Below are 25048 nucleotides of genomic sequence, written 5' to 3' on the forward strand. Positions count from 1 at the left end.
GGCGTGGGAGCTGGCCGCGTGGAAGCTGGCGGCAATGGGGTCGGCGGCGTGGTGGCCGGCGGCGCTGGGGCTGGCGGCGCGGGAGCTCGCGGCGCGGGGGCTGGTGGCGCTGGAGTCGGCCGCGTGGAAGTTGGCGGCAATGGGGTCGGCGGCGTGGTGGCCAGCGGCATGGTGGCCGGCGGCGCTGGGACTGGCGGCGTGGGAGCTGGCCGTGTGGAAGTTGGCGGCAATGGGGGCGGCGGCGTGGTGGCCGGCGGCGCTGGGGCTGGCGGCGCGGGAGCTCGCGGCGCGGGGGCTGGTGGCGCTGGAGTCGGCCGTGTGGAAGTTGGCGGCAATGGGGGCGGCGGCGTGGTGTCCGGCGGTGTGGTGGCCGGCGGCGCTGGGACTGGCGGCGTGGGAGCTGGCCGTGTGGAAGTTGGCGGCAATGGGAGCGGCGGCGCTGGGGTTGGCGGCGTGGTGTCCGGCGGCGTGGTGGCCGGCGGCGCGGGAGCTCGCGGCGCGGGGACTGGCGGCGCTGGAGTCGGCCGCGTGGAAGTTGGCGGCAATGGGGTCGGCGGCGCGGTGTCCGGCGGTGTGGTGGCCGGCGGCGCCGGGACTGGTGGCGTGGGAGCTGGCGGCAAGGAGAGCGGCGGCGCTGGGGCTGGCGGCGGGGTGGCCGGCGGCGCTGTCGCCGGTGGTGTGGTGAGCGGTAGCACTGTGGCCGGTGGTGTGGTGAGCGGGGGTGTGCCGGTCACCGGGCTCGTGCTGGATCTCGACGGGACGTTGGCCGACACCCCCAGGGCCATCACCGCGATCATGCTGAAAATCCTCGCCGACCGGGGCGCCCCGGCGGACGAGGCGGACGTCCGGCCGCTGGTCGGGCGGCCCCTGGAACAGAACTTCGCCCAGCTGCTCGGCCAGGCGCCCGACGGCCCCGAGATCGCCTCGGCGCTCGCCGCCTACCGTGAGCTCTTCCGCGCCCACCTGGAGGCGACCGGCCCGGCCGAACTGGCCTGCGCGGGCGTCGTCGAAGGGCTGCGCGCCGCGCGCTCCGCGGGGCTGCGGCTCGGCGTCGCCACCTCCAAACCGCGCCGGGCCGCCGACCGGGTCCTCGGCCTGATGGGGGTCGCCGGGCTGTTCGACGTCGTGGCCGGCGACGACAGCGTGCGGCACGGCAAACCCGACCCCGAGATGGCCCTCCTCGTCGCCGACGGACTCGGGCTGCCCCCGGCCCGCTGCGTGGTCGTGGGGGACGGGGTCGCCGACATGGAGATGGCCCGCGCCGCCGGGATGCGGCCGATCGGGGTCTCCTACGGGGTCGCCACCCCCGCCGAACTCCGCGCGGCGGGCGCCGAGGTGGTCGTGGACTCCTTCGCCGCCGTGCTCGCGCTCGTGACCGGGTCCGCAGCGGACCGCACCACCGACGACAGGGAGTTGTGATGACCCAGCCGACCACCGACCGCGCCACCGTCCTGTGGCGGGACGACTTCCGGGAGGGCGTACGGGCCGAGGGCCCCGACGCGCCCTGGCGGTTCGTCCAGGCCTCGGCCGACCTCATCGCGAACGACGCCGTGATCACTACCGGTCCCGACGGGCTGCGTCTGGTCGCGCGCGGCCGTCATCCCCGTACCGGCGAACCGGCCTTCACCCGCACCGTCCCGCGGGAGACCGGAGAGCCCGGGTCCATCCCCGGCTTCGCCGACCACGCCAAGTGGATCGCCTACGTCAACCGCCAGTCCACGGCCGGTTTCCAGGGGTTCGACACGGAGCCCGGACGAATCCTGTCCGTCGAGGCCGTGATCTCGGGCCGCTCCTACGGCACCGCGGACCACCCCTTCGGGGACGCGGTCGCCGACCCGGACGACGACATCCGGCTCGCCGCCTCGATGCTCAACACCATCGACCCCGAGACCTCCGTGGCGTTCGACTTCCTGCTCACCAACAAGCACGTGTACGCCTTCTACGGCCGCACCAACTTCTCCCGCCGCCACCTCGGCGCCTACGGCTCCTTCGCCAACACCGTCCCGCTCGCCCCGCGTTCCCCGGGCGACCGGCACCGGGTGCGGATCTCCCACGACCGGTCGGCCGGCACGGTGAGCTGGGTCCTGGACGGCGAGACCGTGCTGACGGTGGACCGGATCGGGCACCCCCTGGACCGTGCGACCCTCACCCTCGACGAGGGCGGCCGGCTCACCGAGGTGGAACCGCGTCAACTGAGCTTCGGCATGGGCCTGATGAGCCTGCTGGACGGCTCCTGGCCCACCGGCCGTGGCCTGGTCAGGCTCTCCCGAGCCACCACCTACTACCGGCCGGACCAGGGAGCGCCGGCCGAGCAGCGCTTCGTCGACGAGGACAGCGCCGAGAGCAGCAGGCTCTTCGGCCAGGGCGCCGAACTCCGCATCGCCGACTACGTGGTGACGAGCAGCCCCTCCGTCTGATCACGCACCTGAGTGAGGGGCCGCCTCGATCGAGGCGGCCCCTCACGCACGCTCGGTCAGGACAGATCGCCGAGCGGCACCGCGAGCCGGGCCGAGCCGAACCGTCGGGCGGCCGGCTCCCACTTGAGGACGGCGTGCCCGGCCGCCGTGCTGGCGTCACGCCAGAACCGCTGCAACTCGGCGCCGAGCGACTGACCGCCGGTGCCGCCGGTGCGCTGAAGCCGGCCCACGGCGTCGAGCAGCAGATCGACGGCGGCGACATGGTCGCGCTGGGCACGGGCCCCGGTCAGCTCCGTGCCCAGCAGCCCGCGGTCGGCGTCGCGGGCGGCCCGGGTCAGCAGCAGCTCGGCCGCGTCCGTCCACGCGGAACTGTGCGCCAGGTCGAGCTCGGCCGACACCGAGGGCGGCTGGGTGGACGGCGCCGCCGCCCGCTTGTGCGCCGTCGTCCGCGTCCAGGCGTCGAGGGCGCCGCGGACGGCACCGAGCACCGGTGCCGCGAAGGTCAGACCGCTGACGTTCTTGTGCGGCACCTCAAGACAGGCGGGGCCCGCGCCACCCGGGTCGCGCCCGGTGGCCAACTGCCGCTGGAGGAAGGTGTGGCCCTCCGGTACGAAGACCTCGTCCAGGACGACGGTGTCGCTGCCGGTCCCGCGCATACCGACCGTGTCCCATGTCCGCTCGATGCCGTACGCGGCCCGCGGGACCAGCAGGAAGCGCACCTGTGAGCGGCCCGAGGGCAGCGGGACCTGCGCGGCGAGCAGCGCGAAGTCGGAGAAGTGCACGCCGCTCACGTAGGGCCAGCGTCCGCTGAGGATCCAGCCGCCCGAGGCCATGCGCGCCGCGCCGCCGGGGACCAGGGCGCCGACGACGAGGGCGTCAGGGCCCTGCGCCCACACCGTGTCCCGGCCCTCCTCCGGCAGGAACGCGGCCATCCGGGAGAGCGAGGCGAGGATGGCGGCGCACCAGCCCGCCGAGGGATCGCGGCGCGACACCTCGGTCACGGCCGTCAGGTAGTCCTCGAAACCCCCCTCGTGCCCACCCCACTTCGCGGGGACGAAGTGCCGCGCGAACCCGGCCTCGCGCAGCGCGTCGGCCACCTCGGGATGGAGCACCTTCTCGCGCTCCGCGTACGCCGCGTGCCGCGCCGCCAGCTCGGGCAGCCGGTCCGTGAGCTCGGACAGAGGGGCCGGGCGCGGCCCGTTCGGGCGCTGGAGCGGCGCCTGGTACGTCGTTGTCTCCGACACGGAGTCCTCCCCGCGGTCGAGCCGCCACGCTGCTGCGACGGCAAGGGAGGGCAGCGTGGGCGCCCAGGGTCGAAGCTGCCTCGACGGTGGCTGGACGAGCCTCCCGGCCGCCGGACGACGTACGGCCGTCTCTCCGGTGCGGGAGAGACGGCCGTACGGTCGTGCGGGCGCCGCGGCTCAGTCGGTCGTGCGCCGGGAGGCCAGGGAACCGGACGTCGCGTCGTCGTCCGTACCGCTCGTCTCCTCCTCGTCGGCCGGGCCCGCCTGCCGCGGCGGCTTGGCGTTGCCCGCGGCGGCGAACATCAGGCGGCCCGGAGGCAGGATGAGCGCGGCCGGGGAGGCCAGCAGATAGAGGATGACGACGGTCAGCAGCCCGGCCCCGGCGGCGTCCACGGCCTTGCCGTCGTCGTCCAGGGACCCGAAGAAGACCGTGCCCACCACGGCGATGCCGACGGCCACCCCGACCTGGATCGCGGTGTTGACCAGCGCTGCGGCGGAACCGGCCAGCCGGCCCGGGGTCTTGGCCAGCACCGTGGCGATGAGCACTCCGGAGGTCATGGAGACGCCGAGGCCCGTGACGAGCATCCCGGGCACCAGCTGCCAGGAGTGCAGGTCCTCACCGGCGGAGCGCACGGCGAGCAGGTTGCCGGCCATGCCGATCGCCGCGAGCAGCGAGCCGACGACGGCGACGGGCCTGCCGTAGGGCCGGATCTTCGGCGCGAACGGGCTGAAGAGCCCGACGCCGACGGCGAACGGAACCATGGTCAGCGCGGTGTGCAGGGGGCTGTAGCCGAGCCCGGACTGCAGATGGACCGTGATCACCAGGGTGTAGCCGGTGCCGGCGAAGAAGAGCACGGCCACCGAGAGGCCGCCCATGGGCGCCCGCTCCCGCAGCAGCCCGGGGTCGATGAGCGGGGCGTGACCGCGCCGGACGACGGTCTTCTCGTACCGCCCGAAGAGCCACAGCAGGACGGGGCAGGCGGCCATCAGGACCCAGGTCCACCACGGCCAGCCCATGGTGCGACCCTCCACCAGCGGGTAGAGCAGGGCCAGCACGGCGAGGGTGGCGATGGCGAGGCCGCGGACGTCGGTGGTGGCGGCGTGCTGCGCGCGGGAGTCGCGGCACAGGACGAACGTGCCGATCAGGGCGGCGATGCCGATGGGGACGTTGATGAAGAAGATCGGCCGCCAGTCGAGCCCGAACAGGTCGGCGTCGAGGATCACACCGCCGATGAGCGGGCCCGCCACGCCGCCGACCGAGAAGTTGAGGCCGAAGAGGGTGGCGGCCTTGTGCTGCTCCTCCGGGGGGAACTCGACCCGGAGCATCGCCAGCACCTGCGGCACCATCATCGCCGCGGACGCGCCCTGGGCGACACGGGCGGCGACCAGCATCTCGGCGTTGACGGCGAGGCCGGTGAGCGCGGAGGTCACCACGAACGCGGCGAGGCCGCCCTGGAAGACACGTAACCGCCCGAAGCGGTCGCCGAGACGGCCCGCGGTGATCATTCCGGCCGCGAAGGCCATGACGTACCCGGCCACCGCCCATTCGAGCTGGGTGCTGGAGGCGTCCAGGTCGCGGCGGAGGGAGGGGAGCGCGACGTTGATCACCGTGGTGTCGACCAGGTCCATGAACGCCGCGGACAGCGTGACGACGAACGCCGCCCAGCGCCGTGGGTTGTACGAGGTCGTGTCCGGTGCGGGTGGGGCGGAGAACGACATCGGCCGTCCCTTTCCTGATCAGTCCCCGAGCGAGGGTGTCCGGTATCGTGGAGAACGGAGAGATGATTTGCTTTGAAAGCAAAGGTATTGGGGGTTGTGGCTGATGTCAACGCAGCGCGGTGACGAGGAGATGAGCCGGGACGACGCCGTCCGCGCGATGCTCGTCCTGATGCCCCGCGTGGCCCAGCGGCTGAAGAAGACGACCGTCCCCGAGCGGCTGAGGTCGCTCAACCTCGCCCCCCGGCATCTGTCGCTCCTGTCGCACCTGGTCTTCGACGGCCCCGCCCTGGTGAACGAACTGGCCGCCCGGCTCCAGGTGGCGCCGACGACGGTGAGCCTGATGGTCGCGGACCTCAGTCGCCAGGGCGTGGTCGAGCGCAAGCCGGACCCGGCCGACCGGCGGCGCACGATCGTCTCCATCTCGGACGACCCCGAGACCCAGGAGGCGATCAACGGCTGGCTGGCCCGCGGCGCCAGCTCCTGGGGCAAGGCCCTCGAACCGCTGACCCCGCGGGAACGGGCGGTGTTCGTACGGACCATGGAGGCGTACGAGCGCGGCGCGTCCGGCGAGCCGGAGAGCTGACGCCCCCTCCCGGAGGGGTACCGGGCCCGGCCTGAGTGGTCCTGGAGTGTTCTTCGAGTGGGGCCTGGTGTGTTGCGCGTCGGCGGCGGGCAACTCCGCCCGCCGCGCACTCCGGGAGGATGCGCATGCCCGAGACCGTGCTGGTCACCGGTGCCACCGGAACGGTGGGACGCCGCCTCGTCGCGGCGCTGAGCGGCCAGGGGGGCCAGGGAAGCAAGGGGAGCCACGGCGGTCGGCGGTTCACCGTCCGCGCCCTGGTCCGTGACCCCGGGCGCGCCGGGCCGCCCGAAGGCGCGGACGCGACCGTTTCCGGCGACCTGACCGACTCCGCCGCGATGGCCGAGGCGCTGCACGGCGTCTCCACCGCCTTCGTCGTCCTGGCCGCCGACGCCGGGGACGCGTTCGCGCAGGCCGCGGAGAAGACCGAGACGCTCCGTCATCTGGTCGTCGTCTCCGCGGACGCGCCCCCCGACTCCGCGCACCGCGGGCCGCTCTTCGCCCGCCATGTGCTCGGCGAGGCGCGGATGACCGCCACCGGGGTGCCGGTCACCGTGCTCAGACCCGCCCCGTTCGCGACCCAGGCGCTCGGCTGGGCCGCGGATCTGGCTGCCGGGGACACCGTGCACGTCGTCCACCCGGACCTCGCCGTCCCGGTGATCGACCCGAGGGACGTCGCCGAGGCGGCCGCCGCCGCGCTGCGGGGCGCTCCACCGGACGGGTCCCGGGTGCTGAGGCTCTCGGGGCCGCAGATCCTCGACGTCCCCGAGCGGGTGCGCGTCCTCGGGGAGGTGCTCGGCCGCGAGCTGAGCGTGGCACGGGTGGAGCCCGACGTCTGGGTGGACCGGGTCGCCCCGTTCCTGCCCGAGGCCTACGCCCGTGGCCTGCTGGACGTGGAGCGCTACCTCCACGAGCGCCGACTGCCCGTCGTACCGACCGTGCGGGAGCTCACCGGCCGGGCGCCCCGCTCCTTCCGCACCTGGGCCGAGGACCACGCAGCGGCATTCGGTGCCCCCGGCCGGGGGCCGTCATCCAAGGAGACCTCATGAGCACCGCAGCCCGCCCCACCCCCTCGACCTCCGTCCGGCAGACAGCCCAGTCGGGGCTCTACGCGGAGGTCCAGCTCTTCTACGCCCGTCAGGTCCACCACCTCGACGCCGTCCGCGCCGAGGAGTTCGCGGCCACCTTCGCCGAGGACGCGCTGTTCGCGCACTCCCCGGACGAGCCCGCGGTGCGCGGCCGGGCCGACATCGCCAGGGAGGTACGGGCGTACAACGAGCGGCGCTTCCGGACCGACCCGGTGCAGCGCCGGCACTGGTTCACCATGCTCGACGTACGGGAGCAGGACGACGGCTCCGTCCACACCGAGTACTACGCCCTGATCGGCACCACCCGGCCGGGCGAGCCGCGTCCCGTGATCGCGCCGAGCTGCCTGGTGCGCGATGTGCTCGTCCGTGAGGACGGCGAACTGCGCACGCTGAAGCGCGAGGTGACGCAGGACCAGGAGATCGCGGGCTGAGCGACGGGGGCGACACGAAGGGCCGGGGCGCGCGCTCGCCCCGGCCCTCATCGCTGCCTGGGCCTCAGGCCCCCGGGCCGTCGCTCTCCACCGGCCCGGACTCCCGCACCGCCGCGATCACGGCGTTCTGCCCCCGGTCGCGCCAGGCGGCGAGCCGCTGGTAGTCGTACCCGCCGAACGCCTCGTCGGCCTGGTCGAGGAGGGTCTCCTTCAGGTCCTCGTCGACCGAGGGGTTGCCGAGCCCGGCCCAGCTCCGTTCCAGGCCGTCGCCCAGGTGCGCCATCAGATGACGCAGACCGCCCTCGCCGCCGCCCAGGTGGAACGCCCGGAAGGGGCCGGTGACCGCCCACCGGGAGCCGAGGGACGCGGTGACGATCTCGTCCAACTCGCCCACCGTGACGACCCCTTCGCGCACCAGGTGGATGCTCTCGCGCAGCAGCGCCGACTGCAGCCGGTTGGCGACGAACCCGGGCACGGCGCGGCGCAGCAGCACCGGTGTCTTGCCCAGCGCGCGGTAGAACTCCATGACCGCCTCGACCCGAGTCGGCTCGGCCTCCTCGGCGGCCACGACCTCCACCAGCGGCACGATGTGCGGCGGATTGAACGGATGCCCCACGATCACCCGCCCCGGCTTGTCGAGCGTGGCACCCAGGTCGGCCGGGAGCAGCGTGGACGTCGAGGACAGCAGCAGGGCGTCCGGCGCGGCTTCGGCGACCGCGCGGAACACGTCCTGCTTCAGCGCCAGGTTCTCCAGCACGTTCTCCTGGACGACCTGGGCACCCTCGGCGGCCTGTGCGGGGCTGCCCCAGAAGGTGAGCCGCGCGGCCAGTTGTTCGGGGGGCAGCCGGCCACCGGGCAACGAACGGGCGTACAGCGGAAGGGCGCGTGTGACCTGTTCCTCGGCGTCCGGGCGGGTGCTGCTGATCCGGACGTCGAGCCCGGCGGCGGCGAACAGCGCCGTCCAGCCGAGGGCGATGGTCCCGGTGCCGAGGACGGCGACCGTGCGGGGGTTCTCGAAACCGGTCATGCCGCACTCCGCTCGTCGTCGCGGCCGGAACTGAGGATCTCCTGGTGCAGCCGCTGGATCCGGGTGCACGGCTCCACGCCGAGCTCCCGCATCAGCGTGCCGCGCAGTTGCTGGAAGGCCTCCAGTGCCCGCCAGGTGTGGCCGGACCGGTGCAGGGCGGTCATCAGCAGCGCCCAGATGTTCTCGCTGAGCGGGTTGTGGGCGGCGACGGTCACCAGCTCCGCGAGGATCTCCCCGTGCCGTCCCATCCGCAGGTCGGCCGACAGGCACAACTCCAGGGCCCGGGTGCGGGCTTCGTCCATCGCGAGGATCTCGATGTCCAGGATGCGACCGGCCGGTACGTCGGCCAGAGCCGGGCCGCGCCACATGTCCAGCGCCTGCCGCAGCAGGGCGGAGGCCTCGGCCGGTGCTCTGCGCTCCAGCGCGAGGGCGCCCGCCGCGGCCTTCTCGTGGAACCGCGCCATGTCGGACCGGCCGGGCTCGGCGCCCAGCTGATAACTGCCGAACCGGGTGATGAGAACGTCTTTCGCGGTGAGCGGCGAGCCCGCCGGGAGCGCCTTCCTGATGAGCCGCCGTAATTGCATGACATAGGTCTGCAAGGTGGTCTGTGCGCTGCGGGGTATGTGCTCACCCCACAGTTCCTCCATGAGCGTCGGGATCGGGACGAGATGTCCCGACCGCAGGGCGAGAAGTGCCAGGAGCTGACGGGGTTTTCCGGCGCTGGGCACCAGTGATGTGCCGGCCAGGCGTACGTGCAGCGGACCCATTACCTCGATATCCATGACTCGGCCTTCGCTCGGAAATCAGGACGGCCTCGAGTCTGGCACGAGCAATTCGCGGTTCCCAGTGATCCCTTCATGACTCGACGGGATATTTTCATGCCCGCGTCGGGGAATACTGACAAGGCGTCAGATAAGCCCGTCCTCCCGCGCCATCCGGATGGCGTCGACGCGATTCCGGGCGTTCAACTTGCTGACGATCGCGGTGAGATAGTTGCGCACCGTGCCCGCCGACAGATGGAGCTGGGCGGCGATGTGCCCCGCGTCGTGCCCGTCCGCCGCGCGCGCCAGCACCTCGGTCTCGCGCGGGGTGAGGATTCCGGAACCCAGGGTGAGCGCCTCCAGCGTCATGTCCTGGTCGTAGACCCGCTGCCCCGTCATGACGTCACGCACCGCCGCCGCGAGCCGGTCGGGCGGCGCGTCCTTGAGTAGCAGCCCCTCCAGCCCGGCGTCCAGGGCCCGGCGCACCACCGCGGGCCGTGCCGTGCTGGTCAGGATGAGGGTGCGGCACTCCGGCAGGGTCGCGCGCAGCTGCGCGGCGGCGGTCAGGCCGTCGGTGCCGGGCAGGCCCACGTCGATGAGGGCGACATCGGGGCGGGTCCGTCGGGCGGTGGGCACGATCTCGTCACCGTGGCCGATCTCGGCCACCACCGTGAAGTCCGGTTCGAGGTTCAGCAGGGCGACCAGCGCCCCGCGGACCATGTGCGCGTCCTCCGCGATCAGTAGACGTACCACGTCCACGGCCTCCCCCGAGCTGCCCTTGGTCGTCGGCTGAAAAGAGCCTTGCCCAACAATACGGCTGGTACTGACGTTGCCACAGACAACTATCAGCCAATCAAGCAAGTATGTGGTCGGGGTCGAGTCGCACTCGAGAAGTGCTCCACCGGGCGCGGTGAGGGTGCGCCGTGTTCTTTTCTCACTCCTGCGGAGTTTTCCTCGTCAGCACGGCGAAGTGGAGAAGGCGTTGACAAGAACGACAGGTATCAGTGTTTCCGATACGCCGCACCCGCGCACGAGTTCATACGGCAGGATTCTCGGCGTCGGCGGCTATCGCCCTCGCACGGTGATCGACAATGCGGAGTTGTGCCGGACGCTCGACTCCACGCCCGAGTGGATCGAAACCCGCTCCGGTATTCGGGAGCGACGCTTCGCGGCCCCTGACGAAACGCTGGAGCAGATGGCCGTGGCGGCGTCGGGCAAGGCGCTCGCCCAGGCCGGGATCGGCCCGGAGGACCTTGATTTCGTCCTGATCGCCACGATGACGAACCTGCGGCACGCCCCGCCGCTGTCGGCCCGCATCGCACGCTCCCTCGGGGCCGACCGGGCCGCCGCGCTGGACACCTCGGCCGCGTGCTCCGGTTTCTGCCACACGCTGGCGATCGCCTCGGACATGGTGAGCGCGGGCAGCGCCCGCCATGTCCTGGTGATCGGCGCGGACCGGATGACGGACATCGTGCAGCGCACCGACCGGGGCAGCGCGTTCCTGTTCGCCGACGGCGCGGGCGCGGTGGTGGTGGGACCCTCGGACGAGCCCGGGTTCGGCCCCGTCGTACGGCGCACGGACAGCCGGTACGTCGACTCGGTCTGGATGACGGCCCCTTGGTCCGAGGGCGGTGAGCGGCCGTGGCTGCGCATCGACGGCCGGCGGATCTTCCGCTGGGCGATGGACGAGGTGGCGCCGGCCGCCGAGGAGATGCTGCGGGTCGCCGGCGTCACCCCCGACCGGCTCGGCACCTTCGTCCCGCACCAGGCGAACGTGCGGATGATCGAGCTGATGGCGGACCGGCTCGGCCTCGGCCCGGAGACGGTCGTGGCCAGGGACGTCGTCCACACCGGCAACACCTCCGCCGCGTCGGTACCGCTCGCGCTCGACGCCGTGCTCGCCGAGGGGCGGGTGGGCCGGGGCGACACCGCCCTGCTGATCGGCTTCGGCGCGGGGCTGAGCTTCGCCGGGCAGGTGGTGGTGCTGCCATGACCGAGCAGACCACCGGCGTTCCGCGTTCCGTGCCGGCGGAGGCGTTCCGGGCGGCCATGGCCTGTCACGCGGCCGGCGTGGCGGTCGTCACCACCAGGGACGCGACGGGGCGCCCCTGGGGACTGACGGTCACCTCGTTCAGCTCGGTGTCCCTGGAGCCGCCCCTGGTTGTGGCGTGCGTGGCCCGTCGCGCGGGTGGCTACCGGGCGTTCGCGGACTGCACGCGGTTCGTGGTGAGCCTGCTGGACGAGGAACAGGAGGAGGTCGCCGCGCGGTTCGCCCGCAGCGGCGCGGACAAGTTCGACCCGCACGAACACGACACCGCCACCCCCGGCATGCCCCCCGCGGTGCCGGGAGCCCTGTGCCGCCTCGACTGCCGCGTCCACGCCCGCCACCCGGCGGGCGACCACCTGCTCCTGGTGGGCCGCGTCACCGAGGCCCACCACCGCGAGGGCACCCCCCTCATCCACCACCGCCGAACCTTCCACACCCTGCACTCGGACCCGGTGCGGTCCTGAGAACAGCGAGGACCAGGCCGTCCGCGGGCCGCCCGCGGACGGCTTCGCGCGGGCCGGCAGTTCAGCCGCGGGGCCGTACCTACCGCATCAGGGCCCGGTCGGGGGGGGGGGGGACCATTTCCGGTGCTACGACCCCCCCCCCCGCCCGCGTGAAGGTGTTGTTGGGGGCGGCCCGGGCGGGCAAGGGGTGGTCGGGCGTCGGGGGGGGCGCTCTGGCGCCCGGGGGGCCCTCCCCCCCCCCACCGGGCCCGGGCGGGGGGCCCGCGTAACTAGCCGTGGCCCCCCCCCCCCCGACCGGGCCCTGATCAGTGTGTCGTGCGGGACTGCCGGGACTGCCAGTGCTGGAGCGGGCGGAGCCGGGTGCGTTCGCGCGGGCGTCGCAGGGCGTCGATGCCCTGGACGGCGGCGGCCAGGTCCCGGACCGTGGTGAGACAGGGCACTCCCTGCGCGAAGGCGGCGGCCAGGACCCCCTGGCCCTCGGCGGGGTCGTCCCCCCGGTGGTGCGTGACGACGACCAGGTCGATCTGCTCGTCGCGGACCAGCCGGGCAGCAAGCGTCCGGTCGATCGTGTGGAGGGCGCCGGCCTTGACGCCGTTACGTCGAAGCAGGCTCACCAGACCGCCGGTGGCCAGCAACTCGAAGCCCAGGACGGCCAGTTCACGCGCCGGGAAGACCACCGAGCGCCGGTCGCGATCGGCGATGGCCAGCAGGACCCGGCCCTTGGTGGGCAACGGGCCACCGACGGCCGCCCGGGACTTGGCGTAGCCGACACCGAAGGACTCCCCGACCCCCATGGCCTCCGCGCCGCGCATCACGTCCCCGATACCGGCAGTGTCCTTGCCGCGGCCTGCGTCCCGGATTCCGGCGGCTTCTCCCTCGCCTCTAGCATCCCCGATGCCGACAACGGCCCTGGCGCGGCTCGCGTCCTGGATGTCGGCGGCGTCCTCGTCGCCTTTCGCCTTCCGGGTGTCGGCAGTGTCCTTGCTGCGGCGTGTGTCCTGGATGCTGGCGGCTTCTCCCTCGCCTCTCGCCTCCTCGATGCGGACAGCGCCTCTGGCGCGGCTCGCGTCCTGGATTCCGGCGGCGTGCCCGTCGCCTCTCGCCTTCCGGGTGCCGGCAGTGTCCTTGCCGCGGCCTGCGTCCCGGATATCGGCGGCTTCTCCCTCGCCTCTAGCCTCCTCGATGCGGACAGCGCCTCTGGCGCGGCTCGCGTCCTGGATGTCGGCGGCGTCCTCGTCGCCTCTCGCCTCCCGGATGCTGGCAGTGTCCTTGCTGCGGCTCGCGTCCCGGATGCCGGCGGCGTCTCCGTCGCCTCTCGCCTCCCCGATGCCGACAACGCCCCTGCCGCGGCGCACACCCCGGATGCCGGCTGCGTCCTTGCCGCGGCCTGCGTCCCGGATGTCGGCGGCGTCCCCGTCTCCCCTCGTATCCCCGCCACCGGCAGCCTCCCCGCGTCCCGCCTCCGTCCCGCCACCGGCAGCCTCCCCGCTGTCCGCCTCCGTCCCGCTGCCCGTCGTCACCCCGGTCCCGGGCAGGGTCTGGGCGACGGCGACCGGGGCGCCCGGGGGGAGGGTGGTGCCGTCGCCGGTGGTGGGCAGCAGGCCCTCGGCCCGCAGCTCCGCCACGGAGGCGCCGAGCGCGATGCGAGCGGCGGCCCGCGCGAGCGGCACGCCGGTCGCCTGCGTGGTGAAGGGCACGGTCCCGGAGACCCGGGGTTCGGCGCCGCGCACATGGAGCACCCCACCGGCCAGAGCGCATCGCACGGTGAGCGCGCCGCGCACCCCGAGCGCCCCGGCGAGCACCCGGGTGGCCGCACGCACCCGTTCGATGTCATGGCCGCCGAGCGTGACGGCCGGCAGGACGTGCACCGCACCGGCGTCCGACACGTCGACCCACCCGAGCCGTTCCAGCACCCCGCCCAGATAGACCTCCTCCCCGTCGAACAGCGCGTCCACGACGACCTCGACGGCATCACGCACCACCTGCCCGATCACCACGGGCCACGCACCACCGACGCTTCCGGGCCCGCCGAGCAGAGAGGCCAACGCCTCCGCGTCCGGCACGAGTTCCTGCCTCCCGTCCCCGCCGGCCCACCGCACCGTCACTGGATACTCGACGGCCTCGGCGGCGGCCCGGGCCTCGGCCGGTGAGGACGCCGTCGCGTACCGCACCGCGGTCAGCCCGGCGCTACGCACGAGGTCCTGGAACGTGTCGTGCCCCTCGGTGGCGAGGACCGCGGACGGCGGGGCGCCGAGGACCCGTACGCCCTGGTCCGCCAGGTCCCGCGCGAGCCGCGTCGCGTCCGCGCCGCCGAACTGCACGCACACCCCGGCGACCGGGCCGCCGCGTCGCTCGGCGTGCACCACCTCCAGGACGGCCTCGGTGGTGAGGGGGGCGCAGTAGAACCGGTCGGCGGCCCGCTCGTCCCAGTCCGCAGACGGGGGCATCGGCGCGCGGCCGACCACGACGGTCTCGTGCCGCGCCGCGCGCAGGGCGGCCGACGCGCCGTCGTTCCGCCCCAGGACGATCACCACGGGTTTCGTACGCCCGGCCGTCGGCCCCTGCCCGTCGCGGCACCGGCCCGGCCCGAGCACCGGTGGCACCGAGCGCACACCGAGGGCGTACCGGATCTCCCGGACGACGTCCTCGCGCAGCCCGCGGAGCTCACCGATCCGGTGGTCACGAAACCCGTGTCGTTTGGCCTCGTCCATGAGTTCCCCGGTCAGCTCGGGCGCGCAGGCCACCTCGTCCGCCACTTTCCGGATCACGGCGAGCTGCTCGGCGAGCCAGGGATCGGTCCCGATGCGGCCGCCGTCGATCACGTCGGACGCGATGCGGGCCAGTGCCTCGTGCAGGGCCCCGGTGAAGGTGTGGCCGACGGCCAGGGCCTCCGCTCCCGAGGGGGCGACCGCGCGAACGGCGACATGGCCGGGTGCGGGGCGGGAGCGTACCGACGTCTCGTCGAGCGTGCGGCCGACGGCCAGTTCGGCGCAGATCCCCGCCATCGGCAGCCCGGTGGCGCACGCCACCAGCGCCGCCTCGCGCGCACCCCGCGGGTCCACGTCGAGGACGGTCACGCCGCGGCTCTCGGGCCGTACCGCGCACCACAGGGTGCAGCCCCCGGCGCCCGCGCCGATCTCGCGGACCACGGACCGGCCGACGTCGCGCAGCATGTCGTACACCCGCGTGGTCGGTGTCCTGGCGGGCGCCACGGTGATCGTGCCGCCGCCCGGCAGGTCGAAGGTCTCGAAGGTGCAGACGACCTCGGTGGCGCCGTTCCTGTCGCGCAGCAACTGGAGCCCGTATCTGCGCCCCTCGGGAACGGCCCTCGCCCGGTCCACCCCCGCCCCTACAGCCTCCGCGGCCCGGTGGAGCGCTCCGGCGTCGGCGCCGAGCAGCCGGACGCCGTACCGGTCGAGCGTGCCCGCCTCGTGCAGGGCCACGGCCGTGTCGAGGGCGGCGCGCCCGTGGAGGGCCGGCAGCAGCGCGTCGGGGCGCTCCCTGGCGATGACGTTCTCGACGGACTCGGGGGTGAGGGGTTCGACGTAGGTGGCGTCGGCGAACTCCGGGTCGGTGGTGACCGTCCCGGGGTCGGGATCGACGAGGACGACCCGCAGCCCCAGCTCCGTCAGCGCCCGGCACGCCTGCGGGCCGGCCCCGAGCACCAGGACCGACCGCACGGTGCCGTGCTCAGGCACGAGGCCCGCTCCAATAGGTACGGGCGTCCGGTCGCAGCGCGCGGTTCAGGGGATCGCGCAGCAGCCGGGCGGCCAGGCCGGCCGGCAGGACGACGAAGAGATAGGCGACGGCGAGCAGCGCCAGGACGCAGGCGCGGCGAAGCGCATCCATGATGAGGCCTCTCAGCAGGGGGAGTTCGGTCCACGAGTGCGGGGATCAGTCCAGCGGGATCAGTTCGCGCCAGTTGTCGTTCTCCGGCCAGGCCGGCTGCTGCGCCTTCTCGATCAGGAAGCCGCCGATGGCCAGGGTGTCGATGTTGGTGCGCATGAAGCAGCGGTAGGCGTCCTCCGGGGTCGCCACGATGGGTTCGCCCCGCACGTTGAACGACGTGTTGACGAGGACGGGGCACCCGGTGAGCCGGTCGAACTCGGTCAACAGCCGGTGGAACGCGGGGTCTTGCTCCGCGTCGACCGTCTGCACCCGGGCCGAGCGGTCGACATGGGTGACCGCGGGCACGGTGGACCGGGGAACCTTCAGCAACTCCAGCCCGGAGACCTGCCCGGACGCCGGCCCGGAGGCCTGTTCGGACGCCGGCCCGGAACTCTCCCCTGGGTCCCGCTCGGCGAGTTGCTGCTGCGCCGCGATCCGGGCGACGATCAGCATGTACGGGCTGGGCTGCCCCAACTCGAAGTACTCCTTGGCCCGTTCGGCCAGCACCGCGGGTGCGAACGGCCGGAACGACTCACGGAACTTGATCTTCTGGTTCATCGCGGACTGCATCGCCGGATCCCGTGGGTCGCCGAGGATGGACCGGGAGCCGAGCGCCCGCGGCCCGAACTCCATCCGCCCCTGGAACCAGCCCACGACCTTGCCCTCGGCGAGCTGCCCGGCCACCGCGCGGCTGAGCTCCTCGGGGCCGAGCCGGCGGTGCGGGATGGCGGAGGCGTCCAGATAGGCCTGGATCCGGTCGTCGTCGAACCGGGGGCCGAGGCGGGAGGCGCGCATCGCGTCGCGGCCTGTACGGGTGTGGCTCCGGGCCCGCGCCGGTCCCCGCTGGGCCAGCAGCGCGGCCCCGAGGGCACCGCCCGCGTCACCGGCCGCCGGCTGGACCCACAGTTCGTCGAAGATCCCGGCCTCGGCGAGCTTGCCGTTGGCGACGCAGTTGAGTGCGACCCCGCCCGCCAGGCACAGCCGGCTCTCCCGGGTGAGCCGGCGCGCCGTCCGCGCCAGCTTCAGCATGATCTCCTCGGTGACGGCCTGCACGGACGCGGCCAGGTCGAACTCCCGCTGGGTGAGCGGGCTCTCCGGCTCCCGGCGCGGACCGCCGAACAGCTCCTCGAAGCCGCGCCCCGTCATGACCTGGCCGTACTGGAAGGCGAACCGGCGCAGGTCGAGGCGGAACGAGCCGTCGTCCTTGATGTCGACCAGATGCTCCCGGATCAGGTCGGCGTGGACGGGTCGCCCGTAGGGGGCGAGGCCCATGAGCTTGTACTCGCCCGAGTCGACCTTGAAGCCGCAGAAATAGGTGAACGCCGAGTAGAGCATCCCGAGGGAGTGCGGGAAGGACAGCTCGGCGACCGGCACGACCTCCCCGGCCACGCCGTGCCAGATCGACGTGGTCGTCCACTCGCCCACCCCGTCGACGCACAGGACGGCCGCGGTCTCGTAGGGACTGGGCAGATAGGCGGACGCGGCGTGCGACTCGTGGTGCCCGAAGGCCCTGATCTCGGGGACGGGACCGGCGAACAGCGCGCCCAGCCGCTCCCGGACCGTGTCCGGCGCGCGCCGCTTCCAGCTCAGCCAGTCGGGCATCACCTCCCGGAACGAGCTCCAGGAACGCGGCGCCGTACCGAGGTAAGTCGCCAGCACCCGACGGAACTTGAGGTCCGAGCGCTCGTAGTACGCGACGGCGTCGAGGTCGGCGAGGGCGAGACCCGCCTCGTCCAGGCAGTAGCGGACGGCGAGTTCGGGGAAGGACGGGTCGTGGCGGCGTCGGCTGAACCGCTCCTCCTGAGCGGCGGCGACGATCCCGCCGCCGTCGACCACGGCAGCCGCGCTGTCGTGGTAGTACGCGGACAGACCCAGGACGGTGGTGACGGGGGCATCAGATGCCATGGACCGAACTCCTCGGTGTCAGTGGAGGCGGGTCAGTGGGAGGCGGGCGCGAGGCGTGCGGGGGGCGGGGTGCGGCGTACGGTGCGCAGCGCGGCGTACAGTGCGGCGGCCCGGCCGGCGGGCGGGTTGAGTGAGCGCTGGCCGACCCGGACGCGCTCCCAGACCTCGGCCTCTCCGCCGGGGCCGGGGCGTGCGGGCAGTTCGTTGAGATGGCTGTCGATCGCGTCGGCCGCCCATGCCGAATGACCGGTGGCCACGTTGTCGATCGTGTTGTGGAGATCGACGAACTGGGTGCTGAAACCGTGGTGCCGCAACGCCACCCGGGCATCGCGGTAGCTGCCGCCGACCCCGGACAGCTCCATCGCCAGGTTGAGCCCGAGGATCTCCGGCATGAACTCCTCCGGGAACCGGGAGACGCTCAGCCAGAACACCGGCATGGCGAAGGCCTCGTCGCGCAGTTGGGGCCAGGCGATGAACTCGGGCGAGGCGGTGGGGGGCAGGTCGATTCCCATCTGGCGCAGCAACGCACGGTAGATCCGGGGGTGGTTGAGCTCCGGCTCCCCGTTGCCCAGCTCGTCCCAGTAGGTGCGGAACAGGAAGTGTCCGGCGCGGGACGCGGCGAGCCGGTAGTCCGTGAACCCCTGCAGCCAGCCGCCGTCGATCATGATGAGGGGCGCCAACTGAAGCGTGGAGTCGATGAGTTCGTCACGACTGGGCAGGGCCACCTGCTCCTCGTCGAAGCCCTCGGCATGCTGGTCGTGGGCCCGGGCCAGCCAGGGACGCAGCCCGTTCTCCCGGTCCCAGCGCTCGGGCAGGGCCCCCTTCGCCGGCCGGTTGAGGGCGTAGCGGGAGCGGGCCAGCCAACGGGTCGCGTAGGCGTGCGCGAACGCGCGCAGCCCGGGCGAGTCGGCACGGCTCAGGAGCAGCGGATACGCCTTACGCGCGGCCCGGGGCGTAAGGGCGGGCCGCCGCACCGAGCCCGGCCCGCGCACCCCGGGTGCCACTCCCTGGGCCGATTCGCGCGCCCCGGGTGCCACCGTCGAGGCCGACGCCACCGCCCGGGACACCCCGCCCCGCCCGGGCCAGTCCGCCTGGGCCCGATGCAGCCCGGCCTGACGGCTCGCGGCATCCGGTGCGTCGGGACGCAGCACGGACCCCGTTTCGGGAAGCCCCCGTATCCACCGCCGCAGCACGGCGAGCTCTTCCTCGGTGAAGATCCGGAACATGGGCCCCTCGGGGCCGATGAGCCGCCCCAGCAGCGGACTGGACTCCGGCTTCCCGGGGCGTACGAGCCGACTGCGGGCCAGCGCCGCGAGGAAGGGCGCGGGACCGGCGTCGACATCGGCGAACCACTCCGACAGCGGGCGCCCCTCCAGCCGGAAACCGGAGTGGTAGACCGCCGCCTGCCGCGCCCGGGTGTGGATGAGCCTCCAGACCCCGTAATCGGGGTGCAGGGACAGCGCGGTCTCCTGCCGCAGCCGCTCACTCCACTCCCGCACCTCACGCAAAGCCCAGCGGAACCCCTCAAGCACCCCACCCGCGGGCCCGGCCGCCGCCAACTGCGCCCGTACGGCGGCCCAGGACAGCTCACGCCCGGGCGCCCCGCCGGCGGCGCGGGCCGCGCCCAGGTCGAGCGTCTCGTACGTCTCGTCCTTGGCGTCCGTGGCTCGCAGCGCGGCGGCGAGGGGCGGCGGCACGCCGAGGTGGCGCAGGCACAGGTCGGCGCCGAGGAGCTGGCAGCGGTAGGTGTCGGGCAGCCGGCTCATCGTCAGCAGCAGAGCGGGGAGCCGGAAGCTGAATCCGTCGACGGACTCGCTGCCCGCGAGCAGCACACCGGGCACCTCCTCCGCGACACCGTGGCGCCGCAGCAGTTCACGGAAGTCGCTGCCGCGGTCGGCCAGCGGCAGCCCGACCCCGACGTCCGCGGCGTACAGGGTCAGGGTCCGCAGGACGGGTTCCGTCTCCGAGTTGCCGGGCCCCGACAGCCATTGCAGCCAGGCCCCGGCACTGAGCGCGAACGGCGCGCAGTTGCGCAGCACCCGGCGGACGGCCTCGTCGAGATCCTCCCCCGCGTCAGGGAGCACCGCGGCGAAGGCGTCGCTCTCCGCGGTGCTCCACCGGGCGGCTTCCGCGCACAGCGCGAGCAGCTCCCGTTCGGCGGCTTCGGGGGCGTGGTGGGCGTGGACGTCGGTGGACGGAAGGCCCCGGCCGTCCTGCGGGGTGAGCGGATCGGGGGCGCCGGGAGAGAGGGCGCGCAGATACAGCGTGCGGTAGCGGGAGGACATGACGCAGCGGCACCTTCCCTCAGAACATCGGGTAGATGGTGTTGTCCTTGCGGCGCCTGCGGCGGTTCCTGCGCTGCTTGAACAGGGCGGCGAGCTTGCGGAACACAGTGATCACCTCACGGTGGGAGACAGGGAGAGCCGGCGGAAGCGAGGGCTCAGGCGAGGGTGAACTCGGCGCGCAGAAGGTCGGCCACGACCCGTGAACCGTCGTCCGTGTGGTGCGTCTGGTCCACGAACAGCCACGCGTCCCGCTCCGGCGAAGCCCCCAGCGCCTCGTTGACGTCGAGGAAGGGCACACCGTGCTGCTTGCAGACGGCGGCGAGCCGCTGGGCGTAGGCGGCGTGCACGGCCGGGTCGAGGATCTGCTGGAACAGGTTCCACATCTGCGCGCGCTGGCTGTAGTTCTCCTCGATGAGCAGCCGTTCCTGCTCGGTGAGGCGCTTGCCGCTCCACGAGGCCGTGGCCTGGAGGGCGAACAGCACCCGGGCCCCGGTGGGGGCGGCGAGTTCGACGAGCCGGGCGAGGTCCCGTCCGGTCGTCCGGGCCGCGATGTCGATCCGCTGCTCGGGATCGGCCAGCGACCGGTCCTCCTGCCGGGCTTCCCCGCCCAGCCGCCGGGCCGCCTGGGCCAGCCGCCCCTGGGCCCACCCGGGCTGTTTGCCGCCCTGTCCGAGCGCGGGCACGCCGAGCTGCCGGAAGAACTCGCCGGAGAAGAAGAACTGCCCGTATCCGCTGTCCGCGGCGGGCAGCCCGCCGACCACGAGGTCGTTGAGGCCGGAGTAGACGACGATGTCCCGTACGGCGGGCAGTTCCCCCCGGTGCATCAGGAAGAGCAGGGTCTCCTGCGTGGAGTTGAAGGCGGGCGCGGCGAGGTTGAGCCAGGGCCGGGCCCCCGGCGCCCGGGAGAGCAGGGACGGAATGGTGTGCGCGTCGTCCGTCGCCCCGAGCCCGAAGGCGGGCGAGGCCCCCAGCATCAGGCTCACCGGACCCTCGGGCAGCTCGCCCTTGAGCGAGAACGCCCCCCGCGCCGAGACCGAGTGCCGAAAGCCTCCGGCGTCGGTATTGATCACGGGGGAGCGGAAGCCGGGCCGGTTGAAGAACATGACGTACGGCGTCCAGCAGATGTCGCCGGTGGCGAACTCCTCGTAGTGGCGCATGTGCGGAGTCAGTCGTTTCTGCTGTTCCACTGGTTCCCCTCCGAGCAGACGGTGAGCCTTGACCGGCGGCCGGCCCGGAGTGGAGTCCGGCCCGGCCGCCCGGGGCTCAGCGACCGTGCTCGGGCCCGCTAGAGAGGTGCTCGAAGGTCGTCGGAGAACTGGCGACGGTCACCGGGGGCGCGGCGGGCGGCCGCAGGGCGGGGACGCGGACGACGAGGACGAACCAGCCGTCGACGCTCTCGGTGCGCAGGCTGCCGCCGACCTGCCCGGCGCGCGCGGCCATGTGTTCGAGCCCGCTGCCCCCGTGCTGGGACTCGGCGGCGACCTGGGGGCCATCGGCGGCGGGACCGCTCACCCCGTCGTTGGCCACGGTGAGTTCGAGCTGGCGCAGTTGTCCGTCGCACGTCGTCGCCAGGGTGATCCGGCACCGGGCGGCCCGGCTGTGCCGCAGCATGTTGGTGACCGCCTCGCGCAGCACCACCGCGAGCACATTGCCGACGCGCGGTTCGATGTGCCGGAAGTCGCCCTCGGTCGTCATCTCGATGCCCGCCGAGTCGAGCACCCGCTCGCTGAGCTCGACCTCGTCGAGCAGCCGCAGGGAACGCCTGCCGTGCACCACGGTGCGTACGTCGGCGAGGGCGGCGCGGGTGATCGCCAGTGACTCGGACAGTTCCTGGCGCGCCTGGGCGTCGTCCTTGCCGATCAGCCGGTTCGCCAGCTCGGTCTTCAGGGTGATGGCGGACAGGCTGTAGCTGAAAAGGTCGTGCAGGTCCTGGGTGAACCGCACGCGTTCCCGGGAGACCGCGACCCAGGCGGACTCCTCGCGCCGCCGGTGCAGTTCGGTGACGAGATCGACCAGCCGGCTCAGCGCGGTGGTGATCAGACCGATGGACGCACAGGACAGCACCATGAAGGCGGCGGTGAAGAGGTCGTCCCCGGTACCGAGCGCGGTGAGAAGTACGGCCACGTTGATCACGCCGAACAGCGCGTACGCCAGCTTGGCGCGCAGCAGCACGGTGCAGGCGCCGGCGAGGAAGCCGGCCAGGGCGCCCGACTGGTGGCCGAGGAAGAACACCGGGGAGAGGGAGAGCAGGGCCTGGAGGGCCAGCGTCCAGGGGAAGCGCCGGTTGACGACCTGGAGGCGGCCGCGGGCCGAGGGCGAGCAGTGCGCCATCTGCAGGACGTAGCAGCAACTCACGACGGCGGAGGCGAGGGTGAGCCCCTCGGGGGTGTGCGAGACCTTGATCAGGTTTGCCACGCCGATGACGGCGAAACCGGCCAGGATGACCGACATGAGGGTCATGGCGTACTTGGGCGGCATCACCGCTGTGGACCGACGCACCGATCCTTGGCGGCTGAGGGTCTGGACGACCGCGGTATCGCGGAGATCCGTATCCGGAGGCGACGTGGCGGCAGATCTGTCGAGGGGGACGTTCCTAACAGCACGTGGGGGGCCTCGCGTTTCTGGTGTGAGGAGTGCGGTGCGGACACGCCACTTACTTTTGCCCAAGCCGGAGACATGACAAACGGAATTCGACCGCCCGGTGTGCTTCTCACACGCAACAGCCCCCGACCCGTTTTCCCGGGTCGGGGGCTGTTCCTCAAGCGGTAGCGGAGGGATTTGAACCCTCGGTGACTTGCGCCACACTCGCTTTCGAGGCGAGCTCCTTCGGCCGCTCGGACACGCTACCGAGGGAGACCTTACAGCAAGGTGGGGCATGGTTTGAAATCGGTATCGGGGGCGCTCTCAGCGCTCCCGGAAGAACGCGGTGAGCAGGCTCGCGCACTCCTCGGCGAGGACGCCCTCGATCACCTCGGGCCGGTGGTTGAGCCGCCGGTCGCGGACGACGTCCCAGAGGGAACCGGCCGCGCCGGCCTTCTCGTCCCGGGCGCCGTAGACGACCCGGTCCACCCGGGACTGCACGAGCGCGCCCGCGCACATCGTGCACGGTTCGAGGGTGACGACCAGCGTGCAGCCGGTCAGCCGCCACTCGCCGAGCCGGACGGCCGCCCGGCGGATCGCGAGGACCTCCGCGTGGGCGGTCGGATCACCGACCGCCTCGCGTTCGTTGTGCCCGGCGCCGAGGACGGTGGTGCCGTCCGGGGCCAGTACGACGGCCCCGACCGGCACATCGGGCCCGGCCTTCCCGGCCTCGTCCAGGGCGAGCCGCATCGCGGCCCGCCACCGGTCGCGCACCGGGTCCGGGGGACCCCCTGAGGTCTCCCCGGTCAGCGGACGGTCTCCAGGACCTCCGAGGCGCCCAGCGCGTCGGCGATCTCGGTGAGCGCGTCGTCCGACAGGGACTTCAGCTCCTTCTCGCTGACGCCCAGGTCGTCGAGGATGCGGGGGTCGCCGACCGGGCCGTGCGGCACGGCCTCGGCGGAGCCGCCGCCCTCAGTGTCGTCGCTGTCGTTGTCGTCGTCCTCGTCCTCGCCGTCCTCGGTGCCGTCGAGGTCGAGGGAGTCCAGGTCGGCGTCGTCGTCGCCGGGCTCCCTTCCGAGCAGTTCGTCGGTGAGCAGGATCTCGCCGTAACTGCTGCGGGCAGCGGCGGCGGCGTCCGAGACGTAGATACGAGGGTCGTCCTCGCCGTCGATGCGGACGACGCCGAACCAGGCGTCCTCCTGCTCGATGAGCACCAGCACCGTGTCGTCCTCGGGCGAGGCTTCACGGGCCAGTTCGGCCAGATCCGACAGGGTCTCCACATCGTCGAGCTCTGTGTCGCTCGCTTCCCACCCGTCTTCGGTGCGCGCGAGCAGTGCGGCGAAGTACACCGTGACTCTCCCACTGGTCATAGGCGTGCCGGTTGGGGGTCCCCCCGGCGGAGGTCTGCGGGCGGGGAGGCATTGGCTCCGAGCCCCACCCACTCGGAATCGTGGCAGAAACGGAGCGCTCAGGGGACGTCTTCGGCTCCCTGTGTCCGCCCGTTTTGATCGTCCACCAGCGGGATCGTACGCGGCTGGCGGTGCGGCGCACGCATCAGGCGGTCCAAGAACGCCCCAAGCCCTACCAGCGGAAGGTGCGCATGCGCATGGCGTGGCGCAGCCGTGCGGCCTTGGCGCGCCGGGGCTGGACACGGTCCCGCAGCTCCCGGGCCTCGGCGAGATCGCGCAGGAACTGGGCGCGCCGCCTGCGGCGCGCGGCGTCGGTCTCCTGTTGTGGGTCCTGCTCCGGCACAGGCACTGGCATAGGCACACCACCCCGTCACGTCCCTCCCACTTTCCCTCTGTCGGGGGGTTTGATGCCAGCGCACGGGTGAAGCGGGGTTTGTCGTTGCCGGGACGCCGGGCAGGGCGGGCCCGGTTACTGTTGTGGACATGCGTCTCCACGTCGTCGACCACCCCCTGGTCGCCCACAAACTCACCACGCTGCGCGACCAGCGCACCGACTCCGCGACCTTCCGCCGTCTCGCCGACGAGTTGGTCACCCTCCTCGCCTACGAGGCCACGCGCGACGTGCGCACGGAGCAGGTCGACATCAACACGCCGGTCTCCCGGACCACCGGCGTGAAGCTGTCCTACCCGCGCCCCCTGGTGGTGCCGATCCTCCGCGCCGGCCTCGGCATGCTCGACGGCATGGTCCGCCTGCTGCCGACCGCCGAGGTGGGCTTCCTCGGCATGATCCGCAACGAGGAGACGCTGGAGGCGTCCACGTACGCCACGCGCATGCCGGAAGACCTCTCCGGCCGCCAGGTGTACGTCCTCGACCCGATGCTGGCCACGGGCGGGACGCTGGTCGCCGCCATCCGTGAGCTCATCAAGCGCGGCGCGGACGATGTGACGGCCGTGGTGCTGCTCGCCGCGCCCGAGGGCGTGGAGCTGATGGAACGCGAGTTGGCGGGGACGCCTGTGACCGTGGTGACGGCAGCGGTCGACGACCACCTCAACGAGCACGGCTACATCGTCCCGGGCCTGGGAGACGCGGGCGACCGCCTCTACGGCGCCGCTGAGTAGAACGCCCCGAAGGGGCGCGGGGAACGGCGCGACCTGCCACCACAGGCCCGCAGTCGCGCAACAACCGCACCCCTACGGTGAAAG

23 protein-coding genes and 1 tRNA gene are annotated in these 25048 nt (G+C 73.0%); 9 read left to right on the plus strand and 15 right to left on the minus strand.

Annotation, left to right across the window (positions count from 1 at the left end):
* Positions 1-220 precede the first annotated feature (220 nt).
* Genes ACIHIX_RS12455 through ACIHIX_RS12465 form a run of 3 tightly spaced genes read left to right on the plus strand, consistent with a single transcriptional unit; the run spans position 221 to position 2417 of the window.
* Positions 221-685: a hypothetical protein gene (locus ACIHIX_RS12455; protein ID WP_399953660.1), complete on the plus strand. Its 465-nt coding sequence runs from the start codon at positions 221-223 to the stop codon at positions 683-685.
* On the plus strand, positions 682-1419 hold the full coding sequence (locus tag ACIHIX_RS12460) for an HAD family hydrolase (protein WP_399953663.1): 738 nt from the start codon (positions 682-684) through the stop codon (positions 1417-1419). Before ACIHIX_RS12455 ends, ACIHIX_RS12460 begins: the two co-directional genes overlap by 4 nt.
* A complete protein-coding gene (locus ACIHIX_RS12465; protein WP_399953666.1) occupies positions 1419-2417 on the plus strand; it encodes a DUF6081 family protein in 999 nt (332 codons plus the stop codon). Before ACIHIX_RS12460 ends, ACIHIX_RS12465 begins: the two co-directional genes overlap by 1 nt.
* A gap of 56 nt (positions 2418-2473) precedes the next feature.
* On the opposite strand, the gene ACIHIX_RS12470 is transcribed toward ACIHIX_RS12465, so the two are convergent.
* Positions 2474-3661: an acyl-CoA dehydrogenase family protein gene (locus ACIHIX_RS12470; protein ID WP_399953669.1), complete on the minus strand. Its 1188-nt coding sequence runs from the start codon at positions 3659-3661 to the stop codon at positions 2474-2476.
* Between the two features lie 177 nt (positions 3662-3838).
* Positions 3839-5380, minus strand: a complete 1542-nt coding sequence (locus tag ACIHIX_RS12475) for an MFS transporter (RefSeq protein ID WP_399953672.1) — start codon at positions 5378-5380, stop codon at positions 3839-3841.
* 103 nt (positions 5381-5483) lie between these two features.
* Here ACIHIX_RS12475 and ACIHIX_RS12480 point away from each other — a divergent pair, with 103 nt between their 5' ends.
* From ACIHIX_RS12480 to ACIHIX_RS12490, 3 genes are all read left to right on the plus strand, one after another.
* Positions 5484-5963: a MarR family winged helix-turn-helix transcriptional regulator gene (locus ACIHIX_RS12480; RefSeq protein ID WP_399953675.1), complete on the plus strand. Its 480-nt coding sequence runs from the start codon at positions 5484-5486 to the stop codon at positions 5961-5963.
* Positions 5964-6088: 125 nt separating this feature from the next.
* Positions 6089-7009 carry an SDR family oxidoreductase gene (locus tag ACIHIX_RS12485; RefSeq protein ID WP_399953678.1) on the plus strand — a complete coding sequence of 307 codons (921 nt, stop codon included), beginning with the start codon at positions 6089-6091 and terminating at the stop codon, positions 7007-7009.
* Positions 7006-7479, plus strand: coding sequence for a nuclear transport factor 2 family protein (locus ACIHIX_RS12490; RefSeq protein WP_399953680.1), 474 nt, complete (start codon positions 7006-7008; stop codon positions 7477-7479). Before ACIHIX_RS12485 ends, ACIHIX_RS12490 begins: the two co-directional genes overlap by 4 nt.
* A gap of 64 nt (positions 7480-7543) precedes the next feature.
* Here the strand turns inward: ACIHIX_RS12490 and ACIHIX_RS12495 are convergent, their stop codons facing one another.
* The 3 genes from ACIHIX_RS12495 to ACIHIX_RS12505 all read right to left on the minus strand — a co-directional run bounded on the left by ACIHIX_RS12495 (position 7544) and on the right by ACIHIX_RS12505 (position 10020).
* The gene (locus ACIHIX_RS12495) at positions 7544-8506 is read right to left on the minus strand and encodes a 3-hydroxyacyl-CoA dehydrogenase NAD-binding domain-containing protein (protein WP_399953683.1); all 963 of its coding nucleotides are present in this window, start codon (positions 8504-8506) and stop codon (positions 7544-7546) included.
* A complete protein-coding gene (locus ACIHIX_RS12500; protein WP_329337302.1) occupies positions 8503-9288 on the minus strand; it encodes an AfsR/SARP family transcriptional regulator in 786 nt (261 codons plus the stop codon). The genes ACIHIX_RS12495 and ACIHIX_RS12500 overlap by 4 nt, the downstream gene beginning before the upstream one ends.
* 126 nt (positions 9289-9414) lie before the next feature.
* A complete protein-coding gene (locus ACIHIX_RS12505) occupies positions 9415-10020 on the minus strand; it encodes a DNA-binding response regulator (RefSeq protein WP_399953686.1) in 606 nt (201 codons plus the stop codon).
* 331 nt (positions 10021-10351) lie between these two features.
* Between ACIHIX_RS12505 and ACIHIX_RS12510 the strand changes: the two genes are divergently transcribed.
* Both ACIHIX_RS12510 and ACIHIX_RS12515 read left to right on the plus strand, forming a co-directional pair.
* Positions 10352-11260 (plus strand): beta-ketoacyl-ACP synthase 3, encoded by a 909-nt coding sequence (locus ACIHIX_RS12510; protein ID WP_399953811.1) that lies wholly within the window; start codon positions 10352-10354, stop codon positions 11258-11260.
* Entirely contained in the window at positions 11257-11778 is a 522-nt protein-coding gene (locus tag ACIHIX_RS12515) for a flavin reductase family protein (protein WP_399953689.1), read from the plus strand. Before ACIHIX_RS12510 ends, ACIHIX_RS12515 begins: the two co-directional genes overlap by 4 nt.
* 305 nt (positions 11779-12083) lie before the next feature.
* Here ACIHIX_RS12515 and ACIHIX_RS12520 read toward each other — a convergent pair whose 3' ends face one another.
* From ACIHIX_RS12520 to ACIHIX_RS12565, 10 genes are all read right to left on the minus strand, one after another.
* Positions 12084-15476, minus strand: coding sequence for a hypothetical protein (locus ACIHIX_RS12520; RefSeq protein ID WP_399953691.1), 3393 nt, complete (start codon positions 15474-15476; stop codon positions 12084-12086).
* The gene (locus ACIHIX_RS12525; protein ID WP_399953694.1) at positions 15469-15627 is read right to left on the minus strand and encodes a hypothetical protein; all 159 of its coding nucleotides are present in this window, start codon (positions 15625-15627) and stop codon (positions 15469-15471) included. The genes ACIHIX_RS12520 and ACIHIX_RS12525 overlap by 8 nt, the downstream gene beginning before the upstream one ends.
* 45 nt (positions 15628-15672) lie before the next feature.
* Positions 15673-17571, minus strand: a complete 1899-nt coding sequence (locus tag ACIHIX_RS12530; protein WP_399953697.1) for a carbamoyltransferase — start codon at positions 17569-17571, stop codon at positions 15673-15675.
* A gap of 32 nt (positions 17572-17603) precedes the next feature.
* Positions 17604-19856: an iron-containing redox enzyme family protein gene (locus ACIHIX_RS12535; RefSeq protein ID WP_399953699.1), complete on the minus strand. Its 2253-nt coding sequence runs from the start codon at positions 19854-19856 to the stop codon at positions 17604-17606.
* Positions 19857-20011: 155 nt separating this feature from the next.
* Positions 20012-21043, minus strand: coding sequence for an IopA (locus ACIHIX_RS12540; RefSeq protein WP_399953702.1), 1032 nt, complete (start codon positions 21041-21043; stop codon positions 20012-20014).
* 76 nt (positions 21044-21119) lie between these two features.
* Entirely contained in the window at positions 21120-22355 is a 1236-nt protein-coding gene (locus tag ACIHIX_RS12545; protein ID WP_399953705.1) for a sensor histidine kinase, read from the minus strand.
* Between the two features lie 264 nt (positions 22356-22619).
* Positions 22620-22704: transfer RNA gene (locus tag ACIHIX_RS12550), tRNA-Ser, on the minus strand.
* A 56-nt stretch (positions 22705-22760) separates the two neighbouring features.
* On the minus strand, positions 22761-23186 hold the full coding sequence (gene tadA, locus ACIHIX_RS12555) for a tRNA adenosine(34) deaminase TadA (protein WP_399953814.1): 426 nt from the start codon (positions 23184-23186) through the stop codon (positions 22761-22763).
* A gap of 56 nt (positions 23187-23242) precedes the next feature.
* Positions 23243-23785 carry a hypothetical protein gene (locus tag ACIHIX_RS12560; RefSeq protein ID WP_399953817.1) on the minus strand — a complete coding sequence of 181 codons (543 nt, stop codon included), beginning with the start codon at positions 23783-23785 and terminating at the stop codon, positions 23243-23245.
* A 232-nt stretch (positions 23786-24017) separates the two neighbouring features.
* Positions 24018-24200, minus strand: coding sequence for a hypothetical protein (locus ACIHIX_RS12565; RefSeq protein ID WP_399953708.1), 183 nt, complete (start codon positions 24198-24200; stop codon positions 24018-24020).
* A 128-nt stretch (positions 24201-24328) separates the two neighbouring features.
* Between ACIHIX_RS12565 and upp the strand changes: the two genes are divergently transcribed.
* Positions 24329-24964, plus strand: coding sequence for a uracil phosphoribosyltransferase (upp, locus tag ACIHIX_RS12570; protein ID WP_399953710.1), 636 nt, complete (start codon positions 24329-24331; stop codon positions 24962-24964).
* Positions 24965-25048 lie beyond the last annotated feature (84 nt).

Origin of the sequence: Streptomyces sp. NPDC051913 (genome assembly GCF_044593635.1) — a bacterium.
Lineage (GTDB): Bacteria > Actinomycetota > Actinomycetes > Streptomycetales > Streptomycetaceae > Streptomyces.